Here is a 24,370-nt window from a genome sequence, read left to right as displayed (position 1 = left end):
TATTTTCTGCATATTTGTCAACTGGTTTTTTATAATCATCTGTTTCCTGTTATTGCCGGGACATTTCGAAAATTTTCCTTAAATAACCTGATGCTCCATCCATTTTCCACTTTTAAAGCGGATACTGTAAATAATCGCACGGACTGACCAGTCAGTGAACATTCCGATCCATACTGCAATCGGTCCGAAACCGAGCACTCTCGCAAGAAACATCGCAAGTGTGACACGACAAAACCACATGATGAGCGCCGATGTAACCATCGTAAATTTCACATCCCCGGCTGCACGGAAACCGTATGCCGGTATAAATGCCAACGACCACACAATTGGTTTTGCAATGGTGATACAGCCAACCATGAAGATACACATTTTTGCACTCTTTGCTTCCATTCCACCGAAAATCGTAATTGGATGTACGAGCGCAAAGATCAGCAGACAGCTTGCAATCACGACAACTTCTGACACGGCTGTCATCTTCTTAATATAGTAGGCTGCCTCATCTTTTCTTCCGGCTCCCATACATTCTCCGACTACCGTCATCAGTCCGACGCCTATTCCAATTGCCAGAATACCATTCAGATTTTCCAGGATATTTGTCATTCCCTGCGCAGCAATTGCGGCCGTCCCCATCATAGACACCGTAGACTGGATTGCCAGTTTACCAAACTGGAACATACTGTTTTCGATTCCCGACGGAATACCAAGATACAGAATCCGGCGGATCTGTGACCAGATAGGGCGAATACTAAGATACCCCCTCAGGCGGATAATAAGTTCCGGACGGCGCAGAAGACACAGCACTGCAATCATCGAAAATGCACGCGACAACATGGTCGCTGTTGCCGAACCGATAACTTCCATATGAAATCCCCATACAAACAGTATATTTAATATGAAATTCAGAATATTTGCACACAGTGAAATCATCATCGGCGTTTTACTGTTTTCCTGTGCACGGAATATGGACGAACCATCATCATACAACGCAATAAACGGATAGGATATCGCTGAAATAATAAAATATTGTCTGGAATATTTCATAACCTGTGGTTCTACTTCTCCAAAGATCAGCCGCAGGAGCGGTCCATTTGCTGCCAGACAGATTGCTGCAATCACCACAGACAATACAAATGTGATAAACAGAAGCTGTCTTGCCGCTTCATTTGCTTCTTTTTCTTTTTTGCATCCAAGATATTGGGAACATACAACTGTTCCTCCTGCTGCCAGTGCATAAAACGCCTGAACGATCAGTACGTTGATGGCGTCTACCAGACTGACTGCCGAGATTGCCGCCGAACCCAGATTGCTGACTACCATTGTTCCAACTGTTCCCATCATGGAATTTAGCAACTGATCAAATGCCAACGGTGCCATCAGTTTCCACAATGCTTTATTAGAAAACATGTGTTTTCCCACTTTTTTTCCTTCTTTCTACATAAACAAAAAAACGCAAACCCCAAAGGATTTGCATCTATAATTCAGTGAGCGTGCGGGGATTCGAACCCCGGACAACTTGATTAAAAGTCAAGTGCTCTACCACCTGAGCTACACGCCCATATAACTGGGCTAGTTGGATTCGAACCAACGAATGCAGGAGTCAAAGTCCTGTGCCTTACCGCTTGGCGATAGCCCAATAATACATTCTCTCTTTACAGAAAAAAAGAAAGGTGGGTAATGGGACTCGAACCCATGATATCCAGAACCACAATCTGGCGCGCTAACCAACTGCACCATACCCACCATATATTACTTATCGAACTATAGCTGTCCAACTAAGTACCACATTATTAAATTGTTGTGGTTCTAACGAGCCTGGGGGGATTCGAACCCTCGACCTACGGCTTAGAAGGCCGTTGCTCTATCCAGCTGAGCTACAGACTCTTAAGGATAAGCTCCTCAGAACTATCACTTTCCCAAATGTCTGTTGACACTCGGAAAGCGGGTGATGGGAATCGAACCCACGTATCCAGCTTGGAAGGCTGGTGTTCTACCATTGAACTACACCCGCAAGATTATCGGGGTGACAGGATTCGAACCTGCGACCTCCTGGTCCCAAACCAGGCGCTCTAGCCAAGCTGAGCCACACCCCGATATTGTTTACTTCGTGTCATCTTGTTGTATCTCCGTGACACAATAGCTATTATATAGCAAGGTTCGAATATTGTCAATAACTTTTTTCATTTTTTTGCAATTTTTTTACATATCTTTTCTTATACATATTTCAGCTCAATCTCCGGCACGCCCGATGCATCAATCTCCATGATCATATAGGTCTTCTGACGCCCGCTCTGGCGCGGGTAAGAGATACTTCCCGGATTCAATATCGTCACGCCGTCTTCTTCATGCAGCGATGGCTTATGTGTATGTCCATACATCACAATGTCAGCGTCTCTGCCTTTAGCTTCTTTCAGCAAATCACTCTCTCCCATAGATACATAATAATAGTGTCCATGTGTAATGAAAATGTGATTTCCTTCCACAACGAATTCTTCTTCCTGCGGAAGATCACTGAAATAGTCATTATTTCCTGCAACGATATGTACCGGACAGTTCGCCAGTGCTTCTATATAATCAGCCCCGCCTTCCACATCTCCAAGATGGATAAGCATATCAATCGGCTTCTCCCGCTCCAAAACCTGTTCCAGAGATACGTGAGCCTTATGTGTATCACTTACGATCAGTATTTTCATTTCTTCTTATTCTCCAGAATCTCACGCATTTTCCGAAGTCCTTCTCCTCTGTGGCTTCGTCTGTTCTTCTCTTCCGGCGCAAGTTCTGCGCTGGTACATCCACATTCCGGCAGATAGAAAATCGGATCATATCCAAATCCGTTTTCTCCGGCAATCTCATGACCAATAATGCCCTCCATCGTGCCGCGCACAACTTCATGGCTTCCATCCGGAAGTACAGCTGCGATCGCACAGACAAACCGCGCTGTACGTTTTTCGTCCGGCACACCATCCAGACGGTCTAAAAGCGCCTGATTTTTAATATCATAGGAAGTATCCTCTCCCATGTACCGCGCAGAATAGATTCCCGGCTCTTTGTTCAGATAATCGATTTCCAGGCCGGAATCATCTGCCATCACAACTGCTTCTTTGTATTCCGGCATCTCATGTGCGATTTTCGCAATCTCGGATGCTTTGATCAGTGCATTTTCTTCAAATGTGGTTCCATCCTCTACAACATCTGCCTGAATCTCTGCTTCTTTCTGTGAGAGAATCTCCAGTCCCAGACCGTCAAGGATCATACGGACTTCCACCATCTTATGCTCATTTCCTGTTGCAAATATTATTTTCTTCATCTACTGCTCCTCTCTCGGTTTTCTCGGCGGCTTCGGTCCCATAAACTGATAGAAATATGTCTTCAACATTCCATTGTAAATCTTCCGGTTCTTATCCGCTTTCCGTCCGAAATAACGCTGTGCATCTTCATAAGAAGTAATCATGTAAGCCGACCAGCTGTCAAGTCCTGCAAAGCTTTCGCCAAATGCACGATACAGTTCCGGCAGGTCTTTCTTATCTTCCAGACGTTCTCCGTAAGGCGGGTTCGTCACGATAAATCCGTATTTCTTCGGATGGCTTAAGTTTCTTACATCTCTCTCCTGAAAATGGATCAGATGATCCACTCCGGCTTCTCTTGCATTTCTTCTTGCGATCTTAATGACCGATCCATCGATATCATATCCCTGAATGTCCACGTCGATATCGTCCTTAATCAGATCATTTGCCTCGTTGATCACGTCATACCACATCTTCTTCGGGATCAGGTTCGTCCACTCTTCTGCCGTGAAGGAACGATTCATTCCCGGCGCGATATTTGCAGCCATCATTGCAGCTTCTATCGGAAATGTTCCACTTCCGCAGAATGGATCTACGAATACACGGTCTTTCTTCCATGGTGTCAGCTTGATGAGTGCTGCTGCCAGTGTCTCCGTGATCGGCGCTTTGCCGGAAACTTCACGGTATCCTCTCTTGTGCAGGGACACACCGGATGTATCGATTCCTACTGTCACGATATCTTTCATCAAAAATACACGTACCGGATAAGAAGCTCCGTCTTCCGGAAACCACTCGATTCCATAATATTCCTGCAGCCGTCTGACCATTGCTTTCTTCATAATAGACTGGATGTCTGACGTGCTGAATAATTTACTCTTAACAGACGCTGCCTTGGCAACCCAGAATTTTCCATTCTTCGGAATATAACGCTCCCACGGCAGGTTCTTTGTCTTGTCAAATAATTCTTCAAATGTTACCGCTTTGAAACTTCCTGCTTTTACAAGGATTCTCTCTGCTGTCCGCAGGAAAATATTGGCACGGCAGATTGCGTCTTCATCTCCGTAAAATGTCACTCTTCCATCTTCTACTTCTGCGATATCATAGCCAAGGTCTATGATCTCTCTTTTTAAAACTGCCTCCAACCCAAAATGGCATGGTGCAATCAATTCTATTTTATTCATATATTTCTCCTGTTTCTTCCGTACTTTTCTGTTTGTACTCTTTCTTAGTATATTCTACATAAAAAAAGCGTGCAAGGTTTTTATAACAAAGAATATGACTTTGCATATCTGCCGGAAGATTTTTATATAAAAAAGGCTTCCCTGAAAATACCTGTATCTTCAGGGAAGCCTTTTTGTTTACCTCATTATAAATGACTACCATCATAAAGCGCAAACTGCATCACACATTATTTGATTTTTGCTTTTGCTGCTTTTGACCATGCCGAATAGAGTTTGACACTCTTTCCGCCATATTTCACTGTCTTATAAGTGTGGATTGTTACGCCATTTTCTGATTACTGTCTCTCTTTGTAGCCGTGGCAGTTGCTGTCAGAAGAATTTCTATTGGATTCATTCTTGTCGGACTGCCCATATGCATTCTTTTTGGATGCATTCTTATTATATCCGTTTTTGTTAGACGAGTTCTTGTCTGCGATGTTTTTGCCATAAGCATTCTTATCAGATGCATTCATGTTTGATGAGTTTTTTGCCATTTTAAATTCCTCCTAATTCTTTTTTAAGTTACAGGATTATTGTGTCCATCTGCATCTGTTTTATGTATCTTTTTCACAAAAACAGGCTTACAAATATATTAAGATTTTTTTAAGGTTTTTCTTGCTTTTTGACTCTTGCTATATTATACTTAAGCTTGTAGAAAGGTTACTTTCTACAACCCCTTATTAATTATTTATACTCCCCTCAAAAGACCGATGGCTCCCCCATCGGTCTTTTACTTTATATTTTTCTTTTTATCACAGGGATTAATCAAATTTTTCTTCTGCTTTCAGTTCTTATCTTCGTCTCTGTCCGATTACCCGGAGAATCCACATCAACACAATAAGCGGAATAACGATCGGCGCAAGAATGCTGATGATCCCTCCGATCACCGCCACGATCAAGACGATAATTCCAACAAACCCCAGTATCAGAAGAAGTTTCTTCCACCAGCTGTCCAATCCAAATACATGGACATTGCCATATCTATTCTGTTTGCCGGAATCATATTCGCCATTTGCAGTGGTCTCACTTCTGTATTCACCTTCTGTGTACTCCTGGTTCTCCTGTGCATCTATGATCGTACGGGCGATCGCCCATGGATCTCCCAATTCATCTATCACTTCTTTTTCGGATTTTCCTTTCGCTACTTCATCTGTAATATACTGCTTATAATAATTCACATTCTCACTTACAACTGCACCACTTAAGTCATTGCCAAGTGCGGCTCTTAATTTTTCCAGAAATTCCTGTTTCGTCATTCTATTATCTCCTTAATCAGCAAAATGTGCCTAATAAAAAACCTTGCACTTAGGATAGCACATACAAGTTGCCATTCCAAGTGCAAGGTTCTTAAAATTTTCTAATGAATTTATAAAAATCAGGAGTTCATATTTATCGTATCTTTTATCTATTGCAAAACCGATTACACTTCAAAGATCAGATCTCCATATGATGGCATCGGCCATGCTTCTTTGTCTACGATCATTTCCAGTTTGTCAACCGGTGTACGCAGAGTTTCCATTGCAGGTACTACATCGAAGTGATAGAATCTTGCCTGCTCTTCACCTTCATCCATAGCTGCTGCCTTATCAGTTACAGTACTGAGTGCATCCAGTGCGCTCTTTGTCGCAGCCAGGAGATCACTTGTCTCTTTCAGCAGTCCAGCCTGTACGGAAGCGTCTACTCCTGCTTCTTTCACTGCAAGTACTGTATCTGCCAGAGATTTTGTATATTTGATAACAGCCGGGATGATCTGTTTGCTTGCCATGTCGATCATTGTACGCGCTTCAATGTTGATAGCCTTTGAGTAGTTCTCATACTTGATCTCTACACGTGACTCAAGCTCTGCCTTTGTGAATACTTTAAACTTTTCAAACATAGATACTGTATCTTCTGTTACCAGTGCCGGTACAGCTTCTACCATAGATTTGATGTTCGGAAGTCCTCTTCTCTCAGCTTCTTCTACCCATGCATCTGCATATCCGTTACCATTGAAAATGATTCTCTGGTGCTCTGTTGCATATTTCTTGATCAGATCATGTACTGCCATATCGAAGTCATCTGCTTTCTCCAGGACATCACAAGCCTCTGAAAATGCCTCTGCCACGATTGTGTTAAGTACAACGTTTGATCCGGAAATAGAATCTCTTGATCCTACCATACGGAACTCAAATTTGTTACCTGTAAATGCAAACGGCGATGTACGGTTACGGTCTGTTGCATCTTTTGCAAGATCCGGAAGTGTACTTACACCTGTCTCCAGTCTTCCGCCTTTCAGACTGTGTGTAGCTTCTCCGGTATCTACGAGCTGGCGGATTACATCTTCAAGCTGATCTCCAAGGAAAATAGAGATGATAGCCGGAGGTGCCTCGTTTGCTCCCAGTCTGTGATCATTTCCTACATCTGCTGCAGATTCACGAAGCAGTGCTGCGTGTTTGTCTACTGCTTTCAAGATACATGTCAGCACCAGTAAGAACTGTACGTTCTCATGAGGTGTCTTGCCTGGCTCTAACAGGTTCTTACCATCATCTGTAGTCAGTGACCAGTTGTTATGTTTACCGGATCCGTTGACACCTGCAAATGGTTTCTCATGAAGCAGGCATTTCATTCCATGCTGGCATGCAATTCTCTTCAATGTCTGCATTACCAGGTGGTTGTGGTCAACAGCTACATTTGCTTCACCGTAAATCGGTGCAAGCTCATGCTGTGCCGGTGCAACTTCGTTGTGCTGTGTCTTGGATGCAACTCCAACTTTCCACAGTTCAATATTGACGTCCTTCATAAATCCGGCAATTCTCTGACGGATGGTTCCGAAATAGTGATCGTCCATCTCCTGTCCTTTTGGAGGCATCGCTCCAAATAAAGTACGTCCTGCATAAATAAGGTCTTTTCTCTGCTCAAACTTTTCAGCATCTACAAGGAAATACTCCTGCTCTGCTCCAACAGAAGGAGTTACTTTCTTAGCTGTTGTATTGCCAAATAAACGAAGCAGTCTCAGTGACTGTTCATTGATTGCCTGCATAGAACGCAGAAGCGGTGTCTTCTGGTCAAGTGCTTCTCCTTTGTAAGAGCAGAATGCTGTCGGAATACAAAGTGTAGCGCCTGCTGCATCATGTCTTACAAATGCCGGTGAAGTACAGTCCCATGCTGTATATCCTCTTGCCTCGAATGTTGCTCTAAGTCCTCCGGATGGGAATGAAGATGCATCCGGCTCTCCTTTGATCAGTTCTTTTCCGGAAAAGCTCATCAGCACTTTTCCGTTCGGCAGTGGTGCAGAAATAAAAGAATCATGTTTCTCAGCGGTAGCTCCTGTAAGGGGCTGGAACCAGTGTGTATAATGTGTAGCTCCTTTCTCAATCGCCCACTCTTTCATCTCGTGAGCAATTACATCTGCTGTTGCAAGGTCTAATTCTTTTCCCTCTTCGATAATCTTCTTCAGATCCTTATAGACCTTCTTTGGCAAACGCTCTTGCATGACAGTATCGTTAAATACATCTTCCCCAAAAATCTCAGCTACTTTCAATGCTTCACTCATGTCTTTTCGTTTCCTTTCTTAATCGTGTCTTGTTGTCTGTATTCAAATATTGTTGAATATGTAAGAAAAAGGCACTCCAACTTTCATTGGAACGCCTTTGTTCTCGCTACGCCTGTTAGTATAACTCAATTGTCTGAAAAAGGCAAGTATAAATTGAAATTATTCTGCTTTTCCAACAGATCCGAATAATTCCATCTTCTCCTTGACAGTTTCGATGATTGCTTCGTATCCTGGTTTTAAAAGCTTACGAGGATCATAGCCTTTTCCTTCCTGATCTTTACCCGCCTCGATATATTTGCGTGTTGCATCAGCAAATGAAAGCTGGCACTCTGTATTAACATTGATCTTAGCTACTCCGAGATCAATTGCCTTTTTGATCATGTCATCCGGAATTCCTGTTCCACCATGAAGTACCAGTGGCAGTTTTCCTGTCAGCTTCTGGATTGCATCCAGAGTCTCAAAACTTAATCCAGCCCAGTTTGCAGGATATTTTCCGTGAATGTTACCGATACCTGCTGCAAGCATTGTAACACCAAGATCTGCGATCTGCTTACATTCGTTCGGATCAGCACACTCACCCTGTCCGATAACTCCGTCTTCTTCTCCGCCGATAGAACCAACTTCTGCTTCCAGGGAGATTCCTTTCTTGTTGCAGACTTCAATCAGTTCTTTTGTCTTTGCAACGTTCTCTTCGATTGGATATTTAGATCCGTCAAACATGATAGAAGAGAATCCAGCCTCGATACACTTATAACTTCCTTCGTAAGTACCGTGATCCAGATGTAAAGCAACCGGAACTGTTGTTCCAAGCTCACCCATCATAGCTTCTACCATAGCAGCAACTGTCTTGAATCCAGTCATGTACTTTCCTGCTCCTTCAGATACTCCAAGGATTACCGGAGATTTCATCTCTTCAGCCGCATTCAGTACTGCTTTTGTCCACTCCAGATTGTTGATGTTGAACTGACCTACTGCATAGTGACCTTCAACTGCTTTTTCAAGCATCTCTTTTGCTGATACTAACATATCATATTCCTCCAATTCTTCAATTCACATTTCATTTTTTTATTATAGACCATTACTTTCAAAAAAACAAGGACAAAGAAATCAGCATTCCCGCACTCAGAAACGGGCCAAGCGGGATACTCGACTTCCGTTTCACCTTTTTGCACAAAAGCATCACGATTGTCCAGATTCCTGTCAGCAAAATGCCAGTAAAAAACGCTTGCCAGATTCCATTTGCACCAAATAAACTCCCACCTGCTGCCATTAATTTTACATCTCCGCCACCAACAGCACCCGGCTTCCATGCTGCCAGCAGAAGTAACGGTACACTGACAGCAAACACTCCAACGCACACCGCCTGCCATGAAAGTTCAGGGCAGAGCATCCGGTACGCTGCCGCCAGCGCTCCAAATGCCAGCACGGACCGATTTGAAATTCTGTGTGTACGCGCGTCCTGTCCGGCAATCCACACCAGACAGGTGGCAAGCAGATACAGCATAAACCATCTGCACAAATATATTTTTGAAAATATCATCATAAAATTATATCTCCTTTTACTACATTATATGATGCCAGATCAAAAGCCTGACACCCTGTATCAAAAATCTGTATGAAAGTAAAAATGTACTATTGCAATGTCATAACTTCAGGAATTATGCAGGCTGAACTGCCTGACTTGATATTGTAGATATATAAAACAAAACCGGAATTCATAATGAACTCCGGTTTCATACTGAGTGACTCCCAGGGGAATCGAACCCCTGATTCCAGCGTGAGAGGCTAGCGTCTTGACCGCTTGACCAGGGAGCCTTGCTCTTTCGTACTTGCCTAGTATAGCAAACATTCTATAAATAAGCAAGTACTTTTTTTCATTTTTTATGTTTTTTTGCAATTTTTTCTACAGCCCTGCATTTTTCGGCTGCTTTCGCTAGTTTTCTTTCTTGTGATTCACAGACAATTTCTTCATTTCATCTTCCGGAACCATTAGATGTAACTGTTTCTGCAAATTCTCAATGACAACTTCATCATGGCTTCCGCCATACTCCCCATCCAATGTCCATGGGATCTCTTCAATCGACTCGAATGTGATCTTGCCTGTCTTGAATGTGTACATATGCTTTGTGTCCACCTGTTCGATCAGAAGTGATGCGATGATCTCCTGTAAAGCAATTGGGTTCTTCGGTGTCTTAATCAATGTAACTTCAAACAGACCGTCGTCAAATGCGACTTCCTTTCCTATCATATTGCGGAAACCGCCTACAGATCTGGAATTTGTTACCATTCCGAATACAAATTCGTCCTCGATCACCTCTCCGTCATGTTCTACTTTGATCCGGTAAGACGGAATGTTAAACAGACGCTTCGTTCCTTCCAGAAGGTATGCAAGATGTCCGAGCACGTTCTTTAATTCCTGCTTTGTCTCATAAGATACATCCGTAAATAAACCAAACGCGGCAATATAGACGAAAATACCGTCATTGAATTTACCGACATCACAGCAGAATTCGGAACCATTCACTGCATTGTCCGCAGCTTTCAGAACATCTTTCGGAATATGCAGGCTGTTCGCAAAGTCATTCGTTGTTCCAGCCGGAATATATCCGATCGGATCACGGTCTTCACGTTTCATCATTCCGGTCACAACTTCATCCAATGTTCCGTCACCTCCGCTGCACACAACCAAATCATATGTACTGGCATCATATTCGGATATTTTCTTATATGCGTCATGATATGCCTGCGTCGGATAGATCACCACTTCATAACCTGCTTTCACAAAAATATCTACAACGTCTGACACCTTTGGTGCGAGCATGCCTTTGCCGGCATGCGGATTATATACAAACAGTAGTCTTTTCATACTCCGCTCTCCTTTCACTCGTCTGAAAAAGAGTTCCTTAACCGGAACTCTTTTCTTATGTCTTATATTATCATTATGTATGATTATTTGTTAGCAACGAGGAATGCTTCCACACCTGCTACTGCCTCGGATTCATCCTCTCCGTCTGCTGCAACAGTAATCGCCGTTCCTTCTGAAAGATTCAGGCTCATCATTCCCATAATACTCTTTGCGTTAATCTTCTTATCATCCATCTCGATATATACCTGACTCTTATACTGGCTCGCTTCCTGCACAAGGTGTGCAATCGGTCTTGTTTCCATATCCATGCTGTTTTGAATCGTAACAGGCTTCTTAATCATAGTGTTGCTCCTCCTTATTTTCCCTTAACTTATTCGCTATCTCACTTAATTTCCTCAGTCTGTGATTCACACCTGATTTTCCTACAGGTTCACGTAACAGACTTCCCAGCTCCTTCAGTGCTGCATCCGGATATGCCAGACGTGTAAGGGCGACGTCTTTCAACCCATCCGGCAATTCATCAAAACCAATCGTATCCCGGATATATGCAATATCCTCCATCTGCCTTACTGCGGCAGAAACGGTTTTGTTAATATTAGCAGTTTCGCAATTCACTTTCCTGTTGACGGCATTACGCATCTCTTTCAGGATCCGGACATTCTCCAGCTCCAGTAATGCAACATGCGCCTCCATAACATTCAGCATATCCACAATCTGGGAACCTTCCTTCAGATATACAACATGCATCCGCTTCCGCTGTACAATCTTCGCATCGGTTCCGAAGCTGTTCATCAGAGTCTTCAGATACTCTGCCCGTTCTTCCTGCGCACATACAATCTCCAGATGGTATGACTTCGTAGGATCACTCATTGATCCCGCCGCAAGAAATGCGCCCCGAATATAGGCTCTTTTACAACAGACTGCCTGAACATCCGCATTCTTTACCGCAAGGAGTTCTTCTCCCCTCCAGAAGAGATGATAACTCCAGTTGTCCTTTCCTGCATGTCTTCGAATTACGATATCAGTCTTTATATTAAATGTTTTTCTCATTAATGTAAAGCATTTTCTTGCAACTGGATAATTTTCCGTGTCCACCTGCAAAGTGATTCTGCCCTTAAAATCTTCCGAAAAATGCCCACACATTTGCACAATTGCAGAAAGTTCTGCAAGATTGCAATGTCTTGCATCCGTCGAATGTTCTGCCAGTTCTTCTTTTATTTTCCCGGAAAATGACATTTCCTGCTCCTATCTTGCTTTCGTTTTAGCATCCTTTTCAATGTCTCTGTGTTCGATTCTAACGCCATAGTTTTCTTCATTTTCCTGAAGTGTTTCATATAATGCATTCGCCAGAGTTACGGATCTGTGTTTTCCACCGGTACAACCGATTCCGATCACAAGCTGCGTCTTTCCTTCTGCCACGTAATTCGGAATCAGAAATTCAATCATGTCTGTCAGTTTCTCCAAAAATTCCCAGGATTTCTCATTTTCCATAACATAATCTCTGACTTCTTTGTCATTACCGCTCTTTGAACGTAATTCTTCTATATAATATGGGTTCGGCAGAAAACGGACATCAAATACAAGATCTGCATCACTTGGGATTCCGTATTTAAATCCAAAAGACAGAACTGTTATGTATAAGTTCTTGTATTCCTTATTTTCTACGAAAATTTTATTCAGTTCGCCTTTTAATTCGCGCGTCAGCATATGGCTCGTATCCAACAGATAATTTGCCTTCTTCTTAAGAAAGCTTAATTTTTCACGTTCCTCGGCAATTCCTTTGTCCACTCTCTGGCTGCTGCCGGACAATGGATGAAAACGTCTTGTCTCTTTATATCGTTTGATCAGCACATCGTCACTGGATTCCAGGAACAGAATCTCATAAGTAAGTCCTGCTTCATCCAGCTCACTAAGTACACGCTCCAGTTCTTTGAAACTCTGACCGCTACGGATATCCACGCCAAGCGCCGCCTTATTCATCTCTGTACCCGGCACACTTAAAAGCTCCGCAAATTTGGGAATCAATGGCACCGGCAGATTATCTGCGCAAAAATAACCCATATCTTCCAGCATCTTAAGCGCTGTACTTTTTCCTGCTCCCGACATACCCGTTACAATCACAAATCTCATACTAGAACTCTCCTAATCTTTTTACTTCCGGCTCTAATTTCACGCCGAACTTTTCCTCCACTCTGTCTGACACCTGCTGCATCAGTTCTACGATATCTGCTGCTGTCGCATGATCCTTATTAATAACAAATCCGCAATGTTTTTCGGAAACCTGTGCGCCTCCTACCTGAAAGCCACGGAGATCTGCATCCTGGATCAGTTTTCCGGCGAAATATCCTTCCGGTCGCTTAAATGTACTTCCGGCACTCGGATATTCCAGCGGCTGTTTTGTAATGCGCTTTTCCTTCAGCTCATCCATGTAAGCCCTGATCTCATCTGCATTTCCACTCTTAAGTTCAAGAACTGCCTCTATGACAATGTAGCCTTTTTTTGCGATTACGCTTGTACGGTATCCCAGTTCCAGCTCTTCCTTCGGAATCGTAAGGAATTCTCCCTCATCCGTCAAAACTGTCACTTCCTTCAGAACATCTTTCATCTCACCACCGTATGCTCCAGCGTTCATCACACAGGCGCCGCCGAGCGTTCCCGGAATTCCTGCCGCAAATTCAAATCCCGTAAGACTTTGCTCCAACGCTTTCGCTGCAACCTGTGAAAGCAGTGCTCCCGCCTGTGCGCAGATTACATTTCCCTCGCAGGTAATCTCATTCATCTCTTTGAAAATCTGGATTACAACGCCTCTGTAGCCTTTGTCTCCGACCAGAAGATTACTTCCATTTCCAATTATATAATAAGGAACATTCTCCGCTTTACAGCATGTAATAACCTGTAAAAGTTCTTCCTTTGTCTTCGGTAACACGTATACGTCTGCCGGGCCACCTACCCGGAACGTAATATGATTCTTCATCGGTTCATCTGCTTTCACCTGTGCAGACGAAAGAATCTGTTTCAATTTATCATATATATTCTGATTCATCTATGATTCCTCCTTATAGAATAGAGTTTGTCTTTTATTCCTTGTACATCATACAATAAATAAACTGCAAATTCAACGAACTCTTGCAAAATACCATGAAATGCGCTATATTAGTGCCATATACAAACCAAAAGGAGTGATATTTAAATTGGGTTCGGATGACGCCATACAATTTATAATTCTGATAATTCTGCTGCTTCTGTCGGGGTTCTTTTCTTCCGCAGAAACGGCTCTTACAACTGCAAGTCAGATTCGCATGCGCACATTGGAAGAAGAAGGCAATAAGCGCGCGAAGACTGTACTTCGTATCACGGAAAATTCCAGCAAATTGCTAAGTACAATCCTCATTGGAAATAATATCGTGAATACGGCTGCCGCTTCTTTGGCAACAACTATTGCCTACAAGCTGGGTGGATCTATGGTCGCTGTCGCAAGTGCGATCATTACAGTGCTGATTCTTCTGTTCGGAGAAATCACGCCAAAGACAACTGCGACTGTTTACGCGGAGAAGATTTCTCTGCTTTATTCACCTGTCATCAGCTTTCTCATGAAAGTCATGACACCGGTTATTTTCATCATCAATGGACTGTCCTCTTTGATTCTTCTTATTTTTCATATCGATCCAAATGCGAAGAATCGTACAATGACTGAAAATGAACTTCGTACCATTGTAAATGTCAGCCATGAGGAAGGAGTTATTGAATCCGATGAGAAAGAAATGATCTACAACGTGGTTGATTTAGGAGATGCGAAGGCAAAAGATGTTATGGTACCGCGTGTACATGTAACATTTGCGGATGTAGAATCGACTTACGAAGAACTGATTGAGATTTTCCGAGAAGATAAATTTACAAGACTTCCGATTTTTGAAGATACAACCGACAATGTGATCGGTACAATCAATATGAAGGATCTTCTTTTATATGATAATACGAAAGAATTTCATATCCGTGATATTTTAAGAGAAGCATATTTCACTTATGAGTATAAGAATATTTCCGAACTTCTCGTTGAGATGCGAGAATCCTCTTTCAATATCGCCATTGTTCTGGATGAGTATGGCGAAACTTCCGGTCTGATTACGCTTGAAGACATTCTGGAGGAAATCGTCGGTGAAATCCACGATGAATATGATGAAAATGAAGAAGATTTCGTACAGGAAGTCGGCGAACGGGAGTACCTGATTGAAGGTTCCACGAATCTGGATGACTTAAATGACCGTCTGGATCTTGATCTTACTTCAGAAGATTATGATTCCATCGGTGGATTTATCATCGAACATCTGGATCGTCTTCCGGAAGTCGGAGATTCAATCACAACGGAAGATGGTATCCGTCTTATTGTCGAAAAACTAGACAAAAACCGTATCGAAACTGTCCATGCTTACTTGCCGGAACCACAGCTGGAAGAAGAGGACGAAGAAGATTAGGGCAAAATTAAGAGGTGGATTATTCCACCTCTTCTCCTGCTAATTTCAGAATATCTGCGATCTCTGCTTCTGTAATTCCAAGCTTATCTGCAACTTCATCCACTGCAACTTTTCTTCCATTCTCCTCGGTCATATCACGGATCGCCTGATCCAGATCTGAGACTTTCTCTACCATGCGGTGATCTCTTCTCGTTGTCTCATCCTGTGACTCCAGAAGTACATCGATTCCTGCCCGTACTTTTTCCATAATCTTCTCTTCTTCCTCTGTCTGGGAAAGTGCAAGCACCAGGCTTAAGCTTCCTTCCTGTATCATATCTCCGAGAAATACATTGCCACGATGCATTTTCAATGCTTCATCTACAATCTTTGGAAGATAATACGCCATCTTCTCTTCCATCGGTTCTTTTGCTACTTTCTTCTGTATCTCTTCGATACTTCTGCGGTATTCCACGAGATATGCCTGTTCTTCTGTACTGAGTTTTGTCGGCTCTTCCGACATTCTCACTACGCCCGACTTCTTCTGATAACCATAAACCGATACTTTCTGAGACAACAGATAATCACACACAAGATCAATCTGTTCTTCGGAAAGTCCATCTTCTGCAAAAAATTTCTCGACTTCCTCTTTCTGCATCTCACCGCCCTGTGCGATTGCTTCTTTTAATATATCACCTAATTTTTCTTTAAATTCTAAACGACCTGCCATATATGCCTCCGCTTTTATATTATTTCCTGATATGTGTATCAATCGTATCAATAATAACATAAAAGCCGGTGGCGCGTCAAAATATAGTAATTATAGCAGTCCTGCTTTCTTCTGAAACTCTTCCACGGAATCTGCTCTCGCCGCTGCTTTCAGCCAGCTTGTTAAAGCCTGTAGATCTTTTTCAGATCTGATTCTGTTCTGAAGTGCTTCCGGGATATCGCCGAGTTCCTGTAAGATTTCCAGCAGAGAATCTATCTTACCTTTCTGTATTCCAGCCGCTTCGCCATCTGCATATTCTTCCATGCGTATTAACCTTTCCCGTTTTTCCCATGTATAATCCAGATGTGTCATTTTCTTTACGTCGTCCTTTCTTCTCCTAAAAAAATCTTCCAATATATGATTATCTATGCAGTCTTTTATCGCGCTGTCCACTGCCTCTTCCAGATTCATTCCCTGCCTTTGATTCTCTCTTACTTTCTCTACAAAGTAAGTATATCCTTCCAGTACTGTTGATTTCTTTTTCAAAATCTGATTATTCTCTGGATTGATATTATAAACCTTGCAGATGAGCTCTATCTGCGGTTCGTCGACTTTGTGATAAAAAGCGTTCGACAATCTCATTTCTTCGTATTCCGGTCTCTTTTGCATCCCATTATAAAATATAACAAAATGCGGTGTCGGTATCTGTATTTGTTTCCTGCTGAACAGATCCTTGTCATTATCTTTCAGCCAGTCTTCCAATGCATTTACAAAATAAATCAAACTCCGAAGCGGCATATTCGGATTGTATGTAGACTGATGCTCGTAGAAATTGATATTCATGTCAATAATGAATGAAGCATCATTCCGAATGGAGAGCGATACGCCCCTCTCCAATTGAACAATCTCCACGTCTTCCGGGTTGGTGTACCCTGAATCGTTTAATGCATTGTAAATTTCCAGTGCATTTTCCTTGCTTTCCATTAACATGGAAAACACATCACTTTTGTACTCTCTGTTTTTTCTCATGAATTTCTCCCTTCTTTTTTGTGAGTCCTTCACAAGAAATTTGTGCGGTCTTTTTAGTACCTTCAGGACTCCTGCTGTTTTTCGTGAAATTTAAAAGCATGAATTCCTTACAGATACTTTAGATATAAATAGACACGCTTCAAAAGCGCAAAAGAAAAAGATGCTTTTATAGGAGTTTAGCACTATCAAAGCATCTTTTCAACTTCTTTTTATAACTTCCGTAGAAAATCTATCTTGCGCTTCCGGCTCCCGGTCTGTGATGGCGGAACAGATAGAAAATTCCTCCGAACAATCCAAAGATGATTGCCGCATAAAGTGCCATGCACATTACATTTACAATGCATCCTGCAGATGCAGAACCTGCTGCCACTACGCAAAATAACATTCCAACACCAAATACCAGCACGCACCAGCCTACGATCAACGTTGTCAGGAACACACCGTCTGCCATATTTTCAGGGACATATTTATTTACCGTTTCCCATATAAAGTTCATAACTTTTCCCTCCTCATCCGGAACAAAACCTCTATTATGCTTATATCTTTGTGAATCCTTGGAACTTACAGCCACTTATGAGCGACGCTCATGTGGCTTTCGTTCTCTGGTTCTGGTATCATTATAAGTATAGAGCGTAAAATCTAAGGAGTATCTTATGTTAAACTCTTGTAAAACTCTGCCTGAAATTTTATGAGCATCGGTATTTTATTTTCCCCGGATGACAAGTGTATCGTACCCGTCTCTGCGGAGTTTTCTCTCCATACGGACAGCTTCCATAAGCGTCATGAATGGACCAACCTGCACGCGGATATACGGACCGGATTCATCCAGATATGCCGGATAGCCTGCCGCCAGAAGTTCATCTAACAGGCGCTGTGCATACACCCAATTGCGGTACAGACCGACCTGTACACGGTAAGCACCCGGCCGTGGCAGGCGGGCTTTCTCAGATAATCTGTTGTCTGAGATGACGTTGCCCGAAATTGTATTTCCGGATGGTTCTGCACTGTTGTTCGTTGTAATGTTTCTGGTTGTTTCTATATTATTGTTCAATGTTGCAGTATTCCCGGATAACTCTACGCTTTGATCCTGTCTCATATCCTGTAAAACTCCTGGATTTTCTGCAGCACCAGCGATTTTATCTGAAACATTATCTTCAGAATATTCCACATACGCTTTATTTCTATCTTCAAAATATGTCTCGTTTTGTTTATTTTCACTATTCTCAAAATATGCTCCGTTCTGTCTGCTTTCACCGCTCTCAGATGACAACATTTCCTGCCCGGTTTCCGTCTGGTTCACAGCACTTTCTCTCGCCACTTCTTCCAGCGTTTCCAGTATCCCATCTGCAATTGCAAGTGCGATATCATCAAAATTCTCGTCAAATAACTGATTGTCTGTATTTGAATTAAGGAATCCGACTTCAACGAGAACTGCCGGCATTTTTGTCCGTTTCAGAACAACAAGATTTGGTCTTGCTTTCACACCCAGATTTACAAAGCCTACCGTTTCGAGATTCGCATTGATATTTTCCGCCATCCTGTATTTGATTCCGGAAAGATCGTAAACCAGGCTTTCTACACCGGATACAATATTATCCTGTTCAAAAGAGTTGCGATGAATAGAAACAAAATAATCGACACCTGCTTCATTTGCCTCCATTGCTTTCTGAAACGGTGTCTCATAAATATCTGTCGTCCGTGTATATTCTACATCTACTCCGCGGTTCTGCAAAATCTGTCCGATTGCAAGTACAAGCCGCAGAGTATCATCTTTTTCTCTTCTTCCATTATAAACAGCACCCGGATCGGTTCCTCCGTGTCCCGCATCCAGCATAATTGAATATGGCATAAGCTGCCTCCTGCATATTTTTTCTTATTTAGAATATGCGAAAAGGCAGCTTATGTGTACGAATGTTATTCATTTTTTGATCCCATATTTAGCTTAATCAAGAAAAGCACCAGAAGTATCTCGGATGGCTCTGCTTTCGTATTCACCGTCGGAATCAGTATCAGATCTGCTCCCATCAGCGCTTCTGTAAAGAAAATGCTGAAACTTGAACAGTCCCAGCATTTTCTAAATCAATCATCCCATAAACGTGATGAACCTTACATATTTAAAACAATTCAGACAGAAACCTGATTATCCAACAATACGATATTTCTTATCTACTGCGTTCAGAAGTTCATGTCCGTCTTCCGTTACAAGAACAAGGTCTTCTACACGGACACCGTATTTGCCTTCGATGTAGATTCCCGGCTCGATAGAGAAGATCATTCCCGGCTCAGCAACATTCTTGTTGATCGGGCTTACATCACCGTACTCGTGATCTTCCTGTCCGATGAAGTGTCCAAGACGGATTCTCCAGTACTCGCTGTATCCGGCCTCATCGATCAGATCTCTTGCCTGTGCATCAATATCGCAGAAACGCATACCCGGTTTGATTACTGCTTCTGCTTTCTCAACTGTTGTACGAACAAGATCATGAATAGCAGCCTGCTCGTCATCTACACTCTTGCAGTAGAATGTTCTTGTCATATCTGAGCAGTATCCTTTCCAGATACATCCCATATCAATCAATACACATTCACCGGCTTTTAATGTACGTGTCTCACTTGGTGTGTGATGCTGGTCAGCCGCATTTGGTCCGAAGCATACGATTGTATCAAAGCTTACTCCGCTTGCCCCCTCTTTTAAATACTCAGCATCAATGAAATCAGCAACCTGTTTCTCTGTCATGCCTTCTTTGATATACTCAGCAGCTCTCTCCATAACTTTATCATTGATGATGGAAGCTTCTTTCATGATCTGGATCTCTTCTGCGTTCTTGCAGGCACGAACATCATCTACACAATCAGATCCCCAGATTGTTTTCATCTTCGGGCAGCGCTCCTGAAGCGGAATCAAGAAACGAGCCGGCCATGTCTTGTCGATTCCAAGTGTGCTCTCTGTATCGATGTGTTCCATCAGAACACCGATCTGGTCGTCCATATCACTGAACCATACTTCTTCAAATCCTGTGTTTGATACATAATACAGGTAGTTTAAGAATAAAGTATGTTTTCCGTTTGCTCTCAGAAGCAGTGCGTATAATCTCTCTCCCGGATTAACCATGATTCCTGTCAGGAAACGGATACTCAGCGGATCAGATACTAATAACTGAGACAGTCCTTTATCTTCCATTTTTTTCAATACGCGGTCAATTCTTTCGTTCATTTCGAAATACCTCCTAATGTATAATTTCGTTTTCTTTATCATATCACAATTAGTTCACGCAAACCAGTACTTTAGTCTAAACTACGGTCTAAATTTTTATATCTGCGCAACCTTGTGCGGATTCAGAATATTCTTTGGATCAAATACCTGCTTGATTCCGTTCATCAGGCGAATATTTTCTTCCGGAAGCGACTCCATAAGATATGGCTTTTTCGCAAATCCGATACCATGCTCCCCGGACACCTGTCCTCTTAACTCATGCGCCTTTCGATAAATCAGTTCCATTGCGTTTTTCATTCGCTTTTCCCATTCTTCGTCACTCAGCTCATCTTTCAAAATATATGCATGCAGGTTTCCATCTCCTGCATGGCCGAAGCTCTTAATCCGGATATCGACTGTTTTCTGCAGATCATGCAAATAAGTTACCATCTCATTGACACGATTTCTCGGAACAACCATATCCACTTCATCCATATAGGTGGTAGATCCTTTGATTGCTTCCTGATACGCCACATGTGATAATGAGCTTCGGGCGTACTGTACGTCCGCTTAAGCCGATCTGGCATTTTGCCGGAAGCCATCCTGCCTCTGCCACCGGTCTTGTACAGGCAAGCTGTCCGCCAAGAAGATCTGCCAGTTTCTGTAAATTTGCCAGATCCTCCGGCTTTTTTGTATGACGAAATTTTCATATCGTTATAACATAAAAAGAGTCCCCTTAAGTAGATTTGGGTTATTTACCATGTCTACTTAAAAGAACTCTTTCAAATATCTACAGAGCTTTTCTTAACCAAGTACTTCATCGATCATCTCGAAATGCCACTTAAGTGCCTGAAGTCCTTTCTCTCTGTCACCTTCTCTGAGTGCATCCACAAGATGTCTGTGACACTCGTTTAATTCTGTTTTTCGATTTTCGTTTTTCAAAATCCCATATCGCATATCTTCAATAAAGATATCAAACACACCGGAGCACGCTTCCAGAATATCAATCAGAAGCTGATTCCCGGACGCTCTTGCAAGCGTGTAGTGAATGATCTTATCAAGCGTTGCATTGTTTTTGCTGTCACCGTTCTTATCCAGCTTCTCTACGCACTCTTCCATCTTTGCAAGATCCTCCTCCCTCACACGATCCAGAGCCAGTGTAAATGCAAGCACTTCCAGAGAGTATCGTACCTGTGAGATCTGTTTATCATTGACCTGATCCATGGCAAACATCATCGCCATCGTCTCGGTGATGCTCTTCTGAAATTCACAGGTAACATAATTGCCGGAGCCTTGCTGTGAGCTGACGATTCCCATCATATCCATAATCCTTATCGCTTCCCGCACAGAATTACGGCTGACTTCCAGTTTCTCTGCAAATTCCCTTTCCGGTGGCAGCTTTTCACCCGGTTTTAATTCACCGGACAAAATCATTTTCTTTACTTTTTCTATAACTCTGGCATATGCCTTCTCTTCGCGTGCCATACTTTTCACCTTCCGGTCTTACATTCTTCTCCATATAATCCTGTACATATCCTCTATGCAATCACAAGAGAGATATCGGATTCCTGCGCTTTTTTAATGTTCTCTCTGCTCACATCACTGTCCGTGATAATCTTATATACATCCTGGATCGGGCAGATCACAGAGACGTATCCGCCTCCGAATTTACTGCTGTCAGCAAGTACATAAACCTGTTCCGCAACTTTCAGTATCGTACGTTTCACCTGCATCTGCGGTGTCGCAATCGACGTCAGTCCCACATCAAAATTAATACTGTGCACACCAATAAATGCTTTATCTACATGGAACTGTTCCATATTCTGAAGTGCTGCTTCTCCCATTGTTGCGGACAGATGTCCGCCTACATGTCCACCAATCATATAAAGTTCTACATGATCTACCCCAGCCAGCTCATTGCCCGCAAGCAGGGAATTTGTTACAACGGCAAGTCTCTTCTCCGGATGTTCTTTGATATAAGCAGCCAGGTAAAAACTGCTTGATGCATCATCTATAATAATCGTATCTCTGTCCTCAATAAATGCGTAGGCACAGGCTGCGATCTGTTTTTTACGCTCTACATTGCGGTAAATACTCTCTGCCGAATATTTTCTTACCGTCTTGCTGTCAATTTGCAATGCCCCGCCATGGGTACGTTTCAGAAGCCCTTCCTGATCCATATTTTTAATATCGTTTCGGATCGTCACTTCTGAACATCCCAGTTCTTTACTGAGTTCTGCTACTCTGACACTTCCCTTTTCTTCCAGTTTTCGTAATATTGCCTGTCTGCGTTCTTCCATTTCTATCACCTTGTAATTTATTACCGAGAACATTTGCTCTCTTCTTATACTTTTCCTCTTATATTTCATATCATCTTAAGACTCTGCCACTGGCAGTTTTCTCCGGCAGAATCTATAACAACAACGACTGCATTGCCATTAGTGCATACGCACTTTGCTCTGCCCAAGCTGCGTTGCAATGATCGTAAAAATCGGTACAAACTGATCACCAAAATCAACTTTTGGAATGATCATTGCATTATCTTTTCCATAATAAATACCTATCGTCTTCGGTGTTACCACTGCACGCTCGATCTCATCCCATTTATAATTCTTTGTATTTCCATCATTTTCTGCAACAATACCTTCATCTGAAAATGTATAATCCACAGGATTGCAATATTCCTGGTTCACTTCCACTTGCTTTGCTGCACGCATCTTAAGCTGCAACGGTGTACCTCCAAGGAAAATCGCTGCTGCGATCAGGTAAAAAACAAGACCTGTCACTCCTGTATGATTCGTCGTATACATAATGACTCCCATAAAGGCAACTGCCAGTCCAAGAATGTTGATCAGAAATCCGCTGAATTTTGAATAAGCATGAAACAAAAGGAAATCATAAAGATATTCTTTTGTCATGCGAACGGTAATTTTATTCATGATACCAAAAACCTCCTGCAAATATTTTCTTTTAATGCGTATAAAGCAAAAAAGCCCTTTTATATTATACCATACAAAAGGACTTTTTTTCAGTAAATAATTCTTAGTGAGCCATTTTCTCGTATGCCCATCCTTCCGGACTGTAGATACCTTTCTGTCTCTTCTGCATATATTTATCAAATGCAGCAGTGATGAACGGACACAGGAACAGTGTAATAATAGATGCTGTTGCACACTGTGCTGTTGCCAGACTTACAGAATCTGCCAGAGTCGGATCTGCCTCTGCAACAGCTGCCGGTGTCATAGCTGAGTTCAGAGCTGTTGTACCGATTGCAGCACCCATAGCATTTCTCTCTTTCTTCGGAAGCAGTAAGTTGATAATGAAGAAGAACAGTACTGCAGTTGCTGCTGAAATCAGTCCAAGTACAATTCCTGATGCTCCTGCTTTTAAGATTGTCTTTACATCTGTCTTAGCTCCGATAGAGATTGTCATAAAGAAAGTTACGATCGGCTGTGCTGCTTTACAAGCATTACGGAAGCCTTTATCTAAGTTACCCCATACAAATCCAATCAACAGAGGAATGATAACTGCGATCAGAGAGTTGATCGGGATATTGGCAAGTCCTGTTGCTCCAAGTGCGATCAATGTGAAGAACGGGCCGTCATTTAATGCCAGGATGGATACAGCTCCTGTATCTGTTGCATTACCAAACTGAGAAGATAATGAAATATACAGAGAACTGTTAGAGTTTGTAATCGCTGCAATAAATACGAATGGTGCGATTCCTAAGAATCCCTGTGGTCCGCAAAGCTTACCAACTACAACTCCTACGATAACTCCAAGTAAAAATTTAACACCAGTCATAACAACACCTTTATATAAAGGCAGACCAACCTGTTTTACGTCAATCATAGATCCACATACAATCAGGAAAAATCCCATCATGCAGGCATTTCCTTCATAAAACAATGCTGTTACATATCCACCGATCTGGAAGAACTGTGGAATAAATGTTGCAATTACAACTGCGATAACCAGCGGGATGATTACAAGTCCACCCGGAAGGTTTTTCATTTTTTCAAGAATTGGGTAATCTTTGCGTTCACTTTGAACGTTTGTCTTTTCGTTGCTCATTTTCTCTCTCCTTATCTC

The 24,370-nt window shown here is 42.4% G+C and carries 25 protein-coding genes, 7 tRNA genes and 2 pseudogenes; 1 reads left to right on the top strand and 33 read right to left on the bottom strand.

Annotated features, from left to right (window positions below):
• Positions 1-78 precede the first annotated feature (78 nt).
• The 21 genes from DWY31_RS06645 to murB form a co-directional block, all read right to left on the bottom strand.
• Entirely contained in the window at positions 79-1,404 is a 1,326-nt protein-coding gene (locus tag DWY31_RS06645) for an MATE family efflux transporter (protein ID WP_118519934.1), read from the bottom strand.
• 78 nt (positions 1,405-1,482) lie between these two features.
• A tRNA-Lys gene (locus tag DWY31_RS06640) sits at positions 1,483-1,555 on the bottom strand.
• 6 nt (positions 1,556-1,561) lie between these two features.
• Positions 1,562-1,633, bottom strand: a tRNA-Gln gene (locus DWY31_RS06635).
• 33 nt (positions 1,634-1,666) lie between these two features.
• Positions 1,667-1,740 (bottom strand) — tRNA-His (locus DWY31_RS06630).
• Positions 1,741-1,807: 67 nt separating this feature from the next.
• Positions 1,808-1,881, bottom strand: a tRNA-Arg gene (locus tag DWY31_RS06625).
• 56 nt (positions 1,882-1,937) lie between these two features.
• A tRNA-Gly gene (locus tag DWY31_RS06620) sits at positions 1,938-2,008 on the bottom strand.
• A gap of 7 nt (positions 2,009-2,015) precedes the next feature.
• A tRNA-Pro gene (locus tag DWY31_RS06615) sits at positions 2,016-2,090 on the bottom strand.
• A gap of 120 nt (positions 2,091-2,210) precedes the next feature.
• The gene (locus DWY31_RS06610) at positions 2,211-2,690 is read right to left on the bottom strand and encodes a metallophosphoesterase family protein (protein WP_118519864.1); all 480 of its coding nucleotides are present in this window, start codon (positions 2,688-2,690) and stop codon (positions 2,211-2,213) included.
• The gene (rdgB, locus tag DWY31_RS06605) at positions 2,687-3,304 is read right to left on the bottom strand and encodes an RdgB/HAM1 family non-canonical purine NTP pyrophosphatase (protein ID WP_021860179.1); all 618 of its coding nucleotides are present in this window, start codon (positions 3,302-3,304) and stop codon (positions 2,687-2,689) included. Before rdgB ends, DWY31_RS06610 begins: the two co-directional genes overlap by 4 nt.
• Positions 3,305-4,462 carry a THUMP domain-containing class I SAM-dependent RNA methyltransferase gene (locus DWY31_RS06600; RefSeq protein WP_118519863.1) on the bottom strand — a complete coding sequence of 386 codons (1,158 nt, stop codon included), beginning with the start codon at positions 4,460-4,462 and terminating at the stop codon, positions 3,305-3,307.
• Positions 4,463-4,797: 335 nt separating this feature from the next.
• Complete coding sequence (locus tag DWY31_RS06590; RefSeq protein ID WP_021860176.1) at positions 4,798-4,995, bottom strand: hypothetical protein; 198 nt, start codon at positions 4,993-4,995, stop codon at positions 4,798-4,800.
• 297 nt (positions 4,996-5,292) lie between these two features.
• On the bottom strand, positions 5,293-5,757 hold the full coding sequence (locus DWY31_RS06585) for a DUF1700 domain-containing protein (protein WP_118519862.1): 465 nt from the start codon (positions 5,755-5,757) through the stop codon (positions 5,293-5,295).
• 164 nt (positions 5,758-5,921) lie between these two features.
• Positions 5,922-8,033: a glutamine synthetase III family protein gene (locus tag DWY31_RS06580; RefSeq protein ID WP_118519861.1), complete on the bottom strand. Its 2,112-nt coding sequence runs from the start codon at positions 8,031-8,033 to the stop codon at positions 5,922-5,924.
• A gap of 159 nt (positions 8,034-8,192) precedes the next feature.
• Positions 8,193-9,059 (bottom strand): class II fructose-1,6-bisphosphate aldolase, encoded by an 867-nt coding sequence (fba, locus tag DWY31_RS06575; protein WP_021860173.1) that lies wholly within the window; start codon positions 9,057-9,059, stop codon positions 8,193-8,195.
• A gap of 58 nt (positions 9,060-9,117) precedes the next feature.
• Complete coding sequence (locus DWY31_RS06570; protein ID WP_118519860.1) at positions 9,118-9,576, bottom strand: prepilin peptidase; 459 nt, start codon at positions 9,574-9,576, stop codon at positions 9,118-9,120.
• A 200-nt stretch (positions 9,577-9,776) separates the two neighbouring features.
• Positions 9,777-9,848, bottom strand: a tRNA-Glu gene (locus tag DWY31_RS06565).
• Between the two features lie 118 nt (positions 9,849-9,966).
• Positions 9,967-10,899, bottom strand: a complete 933-nt coding sequence (locus DWY31_RS06560) for a diacylglycerol/lipid kinase family protein (protein ID WP_021860171.1) — start codon at positions 10,897-10,899, stop codon at positions 9,967-9,969.
• Positions 10,900-10,982: 83 nt separating this feature from the next.
• Positions 10,983-11,240: an HPr family phosphocarrier protein gene (locus DWY31_RS06555; protein ID WP_118519859.1), complete on the bottom strand. Its 258-nt coding sequence runs from the start codon at positions 11,238-11,240 to the stop codon at positions 10,983-10,985.
• Positions 11,233-12,135, bottom strand: coding sequence for a DNA-binding protein WhiA (whiA, locus tag DWY31_RS06550; RefSeq protein ID WP_118519858.1), 903 nt, complete (start codon positions 12,133-12,135; stop codon positions 11,233-11,235). Before whiA ends, DWY31_RS06555 begins: the two co-directional genes overlap by 8 nt.
• A gap of 9 nt (positions 12,136-12,144) precedes the next feature.
• Positions 12,145-13,029 (bottom strand): RNase adapter RapZ, encoded by an 885-nt coding sequence (gene rapZ, locus DWY31_RS06545; RefSeq protein WP_021860168.1) that lies wholly within the window; start codon positions 13,027-13,029, stop codon positions 12,145-12,147.
• Position 13,030: 1 nt separating this feature from the next.
• Positions 13,031-13,942 carry a UDP-N-acetylmuramate dehydrogenase gene (gene murB / locus DWY31_RS06540; protein WP_118519857.1) on the bottom strand — a complete coding sequence of 304 codons (912 nt, stop codon included), beginning with the start codon at positions 13,940-13,942 and terminating at the stop codon, positions 13,031-13,033.
• A gap of 148 nt (positions 13,943-14,090) precedes the next feature.
• Here murB and DWY31_RS06535 point away from each other — a divergent pair, with 148 nt between their 5' ends.
• On the top strand, positions 14,091-15,371 hold the full coding sequence (locus tag DWY31_RS06535) for an HlyC/CorC family transporter (RefSeq protein ID WP_199671937.1): 1,281 nt from the start codon (positions 14,091-14,093) through the stop codon (positions 15,369-15,371).
• Positions 15,372-15,390: 19 nt separating this feature from the next.
• Here the strand turns inward: DWY31_RS06535 and DWY31_RS06530 are convergent, their stop codons facing one another.
• From DWY31_RS06530 to DWY31_RS06475, 12 genes and pseudogenes are all read right to left on the bottom strand, one after another.
• Positions 15,391-16,077, bottom strand: coding sequence for a sigma-70 domain-containing protein (locus tag DWY31_RS06530; protein WP_118519855.1), 687 nt, complete (start codon positions 16,075-16,077; stop codon positions 15,391-15,393).
• A 90-nt stretch (positions 16,078-16,167) separates the two neighbouring features.
• Positions 16,168-17,085, bottom strand: coding sequence for a hypothetical protein (locus tag DWY31_RS06525; protein ID WP_118519854.1), 918 nt, complete (start codon positions 17,083-17,085; stop codon positions 16,168-16,170).
• A gap of 229 nt (positions 17,086-17,314) precedes the next feature.
• On the bottom strand, positions 17,315-17,581 hold the full coding sequence (locus DWY31_RS06520; protein WP_118519853.1) for a hypothetical protein: 267 nt from the start codon (positions 17,579-17,581) through the stop codon (positions 17,315-17,317).
• A gap of 207 nt (positions 17,582-17,788) precedes the next feature.
• Positions 17,789-18,181 carry an SPOR domain-containing protein gene (locus tag DWY31_RS14495; protein ID WP_226977400.1) on the bottom strand — a complete coding sequence of 131 codons (393 nt, stop codon included), beginning with the start codon at positions 18,179-18,181 and terminating at the stop codon, positions 17,789-17,791.
• 225 nt (positions 18,182-18,406) lie between these two features.
• Positions 18,407-18,934: pseudogene (locus DWY31_RS14490) on the bottom strand (N-acetylmuramoyl-L-alanine amidase family protein); the annotation flags it as partial.
• A 291-nt stretch (positions 18,935-19,225) separates the two neighbouring features.
• Complete coding sequence (locus DWY31_RS06505; protein ID WP_118519852.1) at positions 19,226-20,299, bottom strand: M24 family metallopeptidase; 1,074 nt, start codon at positions 20,297-20,299, stop codon at positions 19,226-19,228.
• Positions 20,300-20,395: 96 nt separating this feature from the next.
• A complete protein-coding gene (locus DWY31_RS06500; RefSeq protein WP_118519851.1) occupies positions 20,396-20,773 on the bottom strand; it encodes an FAD-binding oxidoreductase in 378 nt (125 codons plus the stop codon).
• A gap of 16 nt (positions 20,774-20,789) precedes the next feature.
• Positions 20,790-20,978: pseudogene (locus DWY31_RS14485) on the bottom strand (FAD-binding protein); the annotation flags it as partial.
• Between the two features lie 104 nt (positions 20,979-21,082).
• On the bottom strand, positions 21,083-21,763 hold the full coding sequence (locus DWY31_RS06490; RefSeq protein WP_118288348.1) for a FadR/GntR family transcriptional regulator: 681 nt from the start codon (positions 21,761-21,763) through the stop codon (positions 21,083-21,085).
• 53 nt (positions 21,764-21,816) lie between these two features.
• Positions 21,817-22,611: a DeoR/GlpR family DNA-binding transcription regulator gene (locus tag DWY31_RS06485; RefSeq protein WP_243060447.1), complete on the bottom strand. Its 795-nt coding sequence runs from the start codon at positions 22,609-22,611 to the stop codon at positions 21,817-21,819.
• Positions 22,612-22,716: 105 nt separating this feature from the next.
• Positions 22,717-23,217 (bottom strand): YcxB family protein, encoded by a 501-nt coding sequence (locus DWY31_RS06480; RefSeq protein WP_118519849.1) that lies wholly within the window; start codon positions 23,215-23,217, stop codon positions 22,717-22,719.
• A 103-nt stretch (positions 23,218-23,320) separates the two neighbouring features.
• Positions 23,321-24,352: a 2-keto-3-deoxygluconate permease gene (locus DWY31_RS06475; protein ID WP_117537764.1), complete on the bottom strand. Its 1,032-nt coding sequence runs from the start codon at positions 24,350-24,352 to the stop codon at positions 23,321-23,323.
• Positions 24,353-24,370 lie beyond the last annotated feature (18 nt).

It is taken from the genome of Dorea sp. AF24-7LB (assembly GCF_003478575.1).
In the GTDB taxonomy this organism is placed as follows: Bacteria; Bacillota; Clostridia; order Lachnospirales; family Lachnospiraceae; genus Dorea_D; species Dorea_D hominis.
Note: the sequence above shows the minus strand (reverse complement) of the source record. Positions and strands in the feature narration are given on the sequence as shown.

What these genes read in the sequence shown, in the direction of transcription:
- DWY31_RS06645 (WP_118519934.1), bottom strand. Translation starts at nt 1,404, where the DNA reads ATGTTTTCTAATAAAGCATTGTGGAAACTGATGGCACCGTTGGCATTT.
- DWY31_RS06610 (WP_118519864.1), bottom strand. Translation starts at nt 2,690, where the DNA reads ATGAAAATACTGATCGTAAGTGATACACATAAGGCTCACGTATCTCTG.
- rdgB (WP_021860179.1), bottom strand. Translation starts at nt 3,304, where the DNA reads ATGAAGAAAATAATATTTGCAACAGGAAATGAGCATAAGATGGTGGAA.
- DWY31_RS06600 (WP_118519863.1), bottom strand. Translation starts at nt 4,462, where the DNA reads ATGAATAAAATAGAATTGATTGCACCATGCCATTTTGGGTTGGAGGCA.
- DWY31_RS06590 (WP_021860176.1), bottom strand. Translation starts at nt 4,995, where the DNA reads ATGGCAAAAAACTCATCAAACATGAATGCATCTGATAAGAATGCTTAT.
- DWY31_RS06585 (WP_118519862.1), bottom strand. Translation starts at nt 5,757, where the DNA reads ATGACGAAACAGGAATTTCTGGAAAAATTAAGAGCCGCACTTGGCAAT.
- DWY31_RS06580 (WP_118519861.1), bottom strand. Translation starts at nt 8,033, where the DNA reads ATGAGTGAAGCATTGAAAGTAGCTGAGATTTTTGGGGAAGATGTATTT.
- fba (WP_021860173.1), bottom strand. Translation starts at nt 9,059, where the DNA reads ATGTTAGTATCAGCAAAAGAGATGCTTGAAAAAGCAGTTGAAGGTCAC.
- DWY31_RS06570 (WP_118519860.1), bottom strand. Translation starts at nt 9,576, where the DNA reads ATGATGATATTTTCAAAAATATATTTGTGCAGATGGTTTATGCTGTAT.
- DWY31_RS06560 (WP_021860171.1), bottom strand. Translation starts at nt 10,899, where the DNA reads ATGAAAAGACTACTGTTTGTATATAATCCGCATGCCGGCAAAGGCATG.
- DWY31_RS06555 (WP_118519859.1), bottom strand. Translation starts at nt 11,240, where the DNA reads ATGATTAAGAAGCCTGTTACGATTCAAAACAGCATGGATATGGAAACA.
- whiA (WP_118519858.1), bottom strand. Translation starts at nt 12,135, where the DNA reads ATGTCATTTTCCGGGAAAATAAAAGAAGAACTGGCAGAACATTCGACG.
- rapZ (WP_021860168.1), bottom strand. Translation starts at nt 13,029, where the DNA reads ATGAGATTTGTGATTGTAACGGGTATGTCGGGAGCAGGAAAAAGTACA.
- murB (WP_118519857.1), bottom strand. Translation starts at nt 13,942, where the DNA reads ATGAATCAGAATATATATGATAAATTGAAACAGATTCTTTCGTCTGCA.
- DWY31_RS06530 (WP_118519855.1), bottom strand. Translation starts at nt 16,077, where the DNA reads ATGGCAGGTCGTTTAGAATTTAAAGAAAAATTAGGTGATATATTAAAA.
- DWY31_RS06525 (WP_118519854.1), bottom strand. Translation starts at nt 17,085, where the DNA reads ATGAGAAAAAACAGAGAGTACAAAAGTGATGTGTTTTCCATGTTAATG.
- DWY31_RS06520 (WP_118519853.1), bottom strand. Translation starts at nt 17,581, where the DNA reads ATGAACTTTATATGGGAAACGGTAAATAAATATGTCCCTGAAAATATG.
- DWY31_RS14495 (WP_226977400.1), bottom strand. Translation starts at nt 18,181, where the DNA reads ATGAGACAGGATCAAAGCGTAGAGTTATCCGGGAATACTGCAACATTG.
- DWY31_RS06505 (WP_118519852.1), bottom strand. Translation starts at nt 20,299, where the DNA reads ATGAACGAAAGAATTGACCGCGTATTGAAAAAAATGGAAGATAAAGGA.
- DWY31_RS06500 (WP_118519851.1), bottom strand. Translation starts at nt 20,773, where the DNA reads ATGGATGAAGTGGATATGGTTGTTCCGAGAAATCGTGTCAATGAGATG.
- DWY31_RS06490 (WP_118288348.1), bottom strand. Translation starts at nt 21,763, where the DNA reads ATGGCACGCGAAGAGAAGGCATATGCCAGAGTTATAGAAAAAGTAAAG.
- DWY31_RS06485 (WP_243060447.1), bottom strand. Translation starts at nt 22,611, where the DNA reads ATGTTCTCGGTAATAAATTACAAGGTGATAGAAATGGAAGAACGCAGA.
- DWY31_RS06480 (WP_118519849.1), bottom strand. Translation starts at nt 23,217, where the DNA reads ATGAATAAAATTACCGTTCGCATGACAAAAGAATATCTTTATGATTTC.
- DWY31_RS06475 (WP_117537764.1), bottom strand. Translation starts at nt 24,352, where the DNA reads ATGAGCAACGAAAAGACAAACGTTCAAAGTGAACGCAAAGATTACCCA.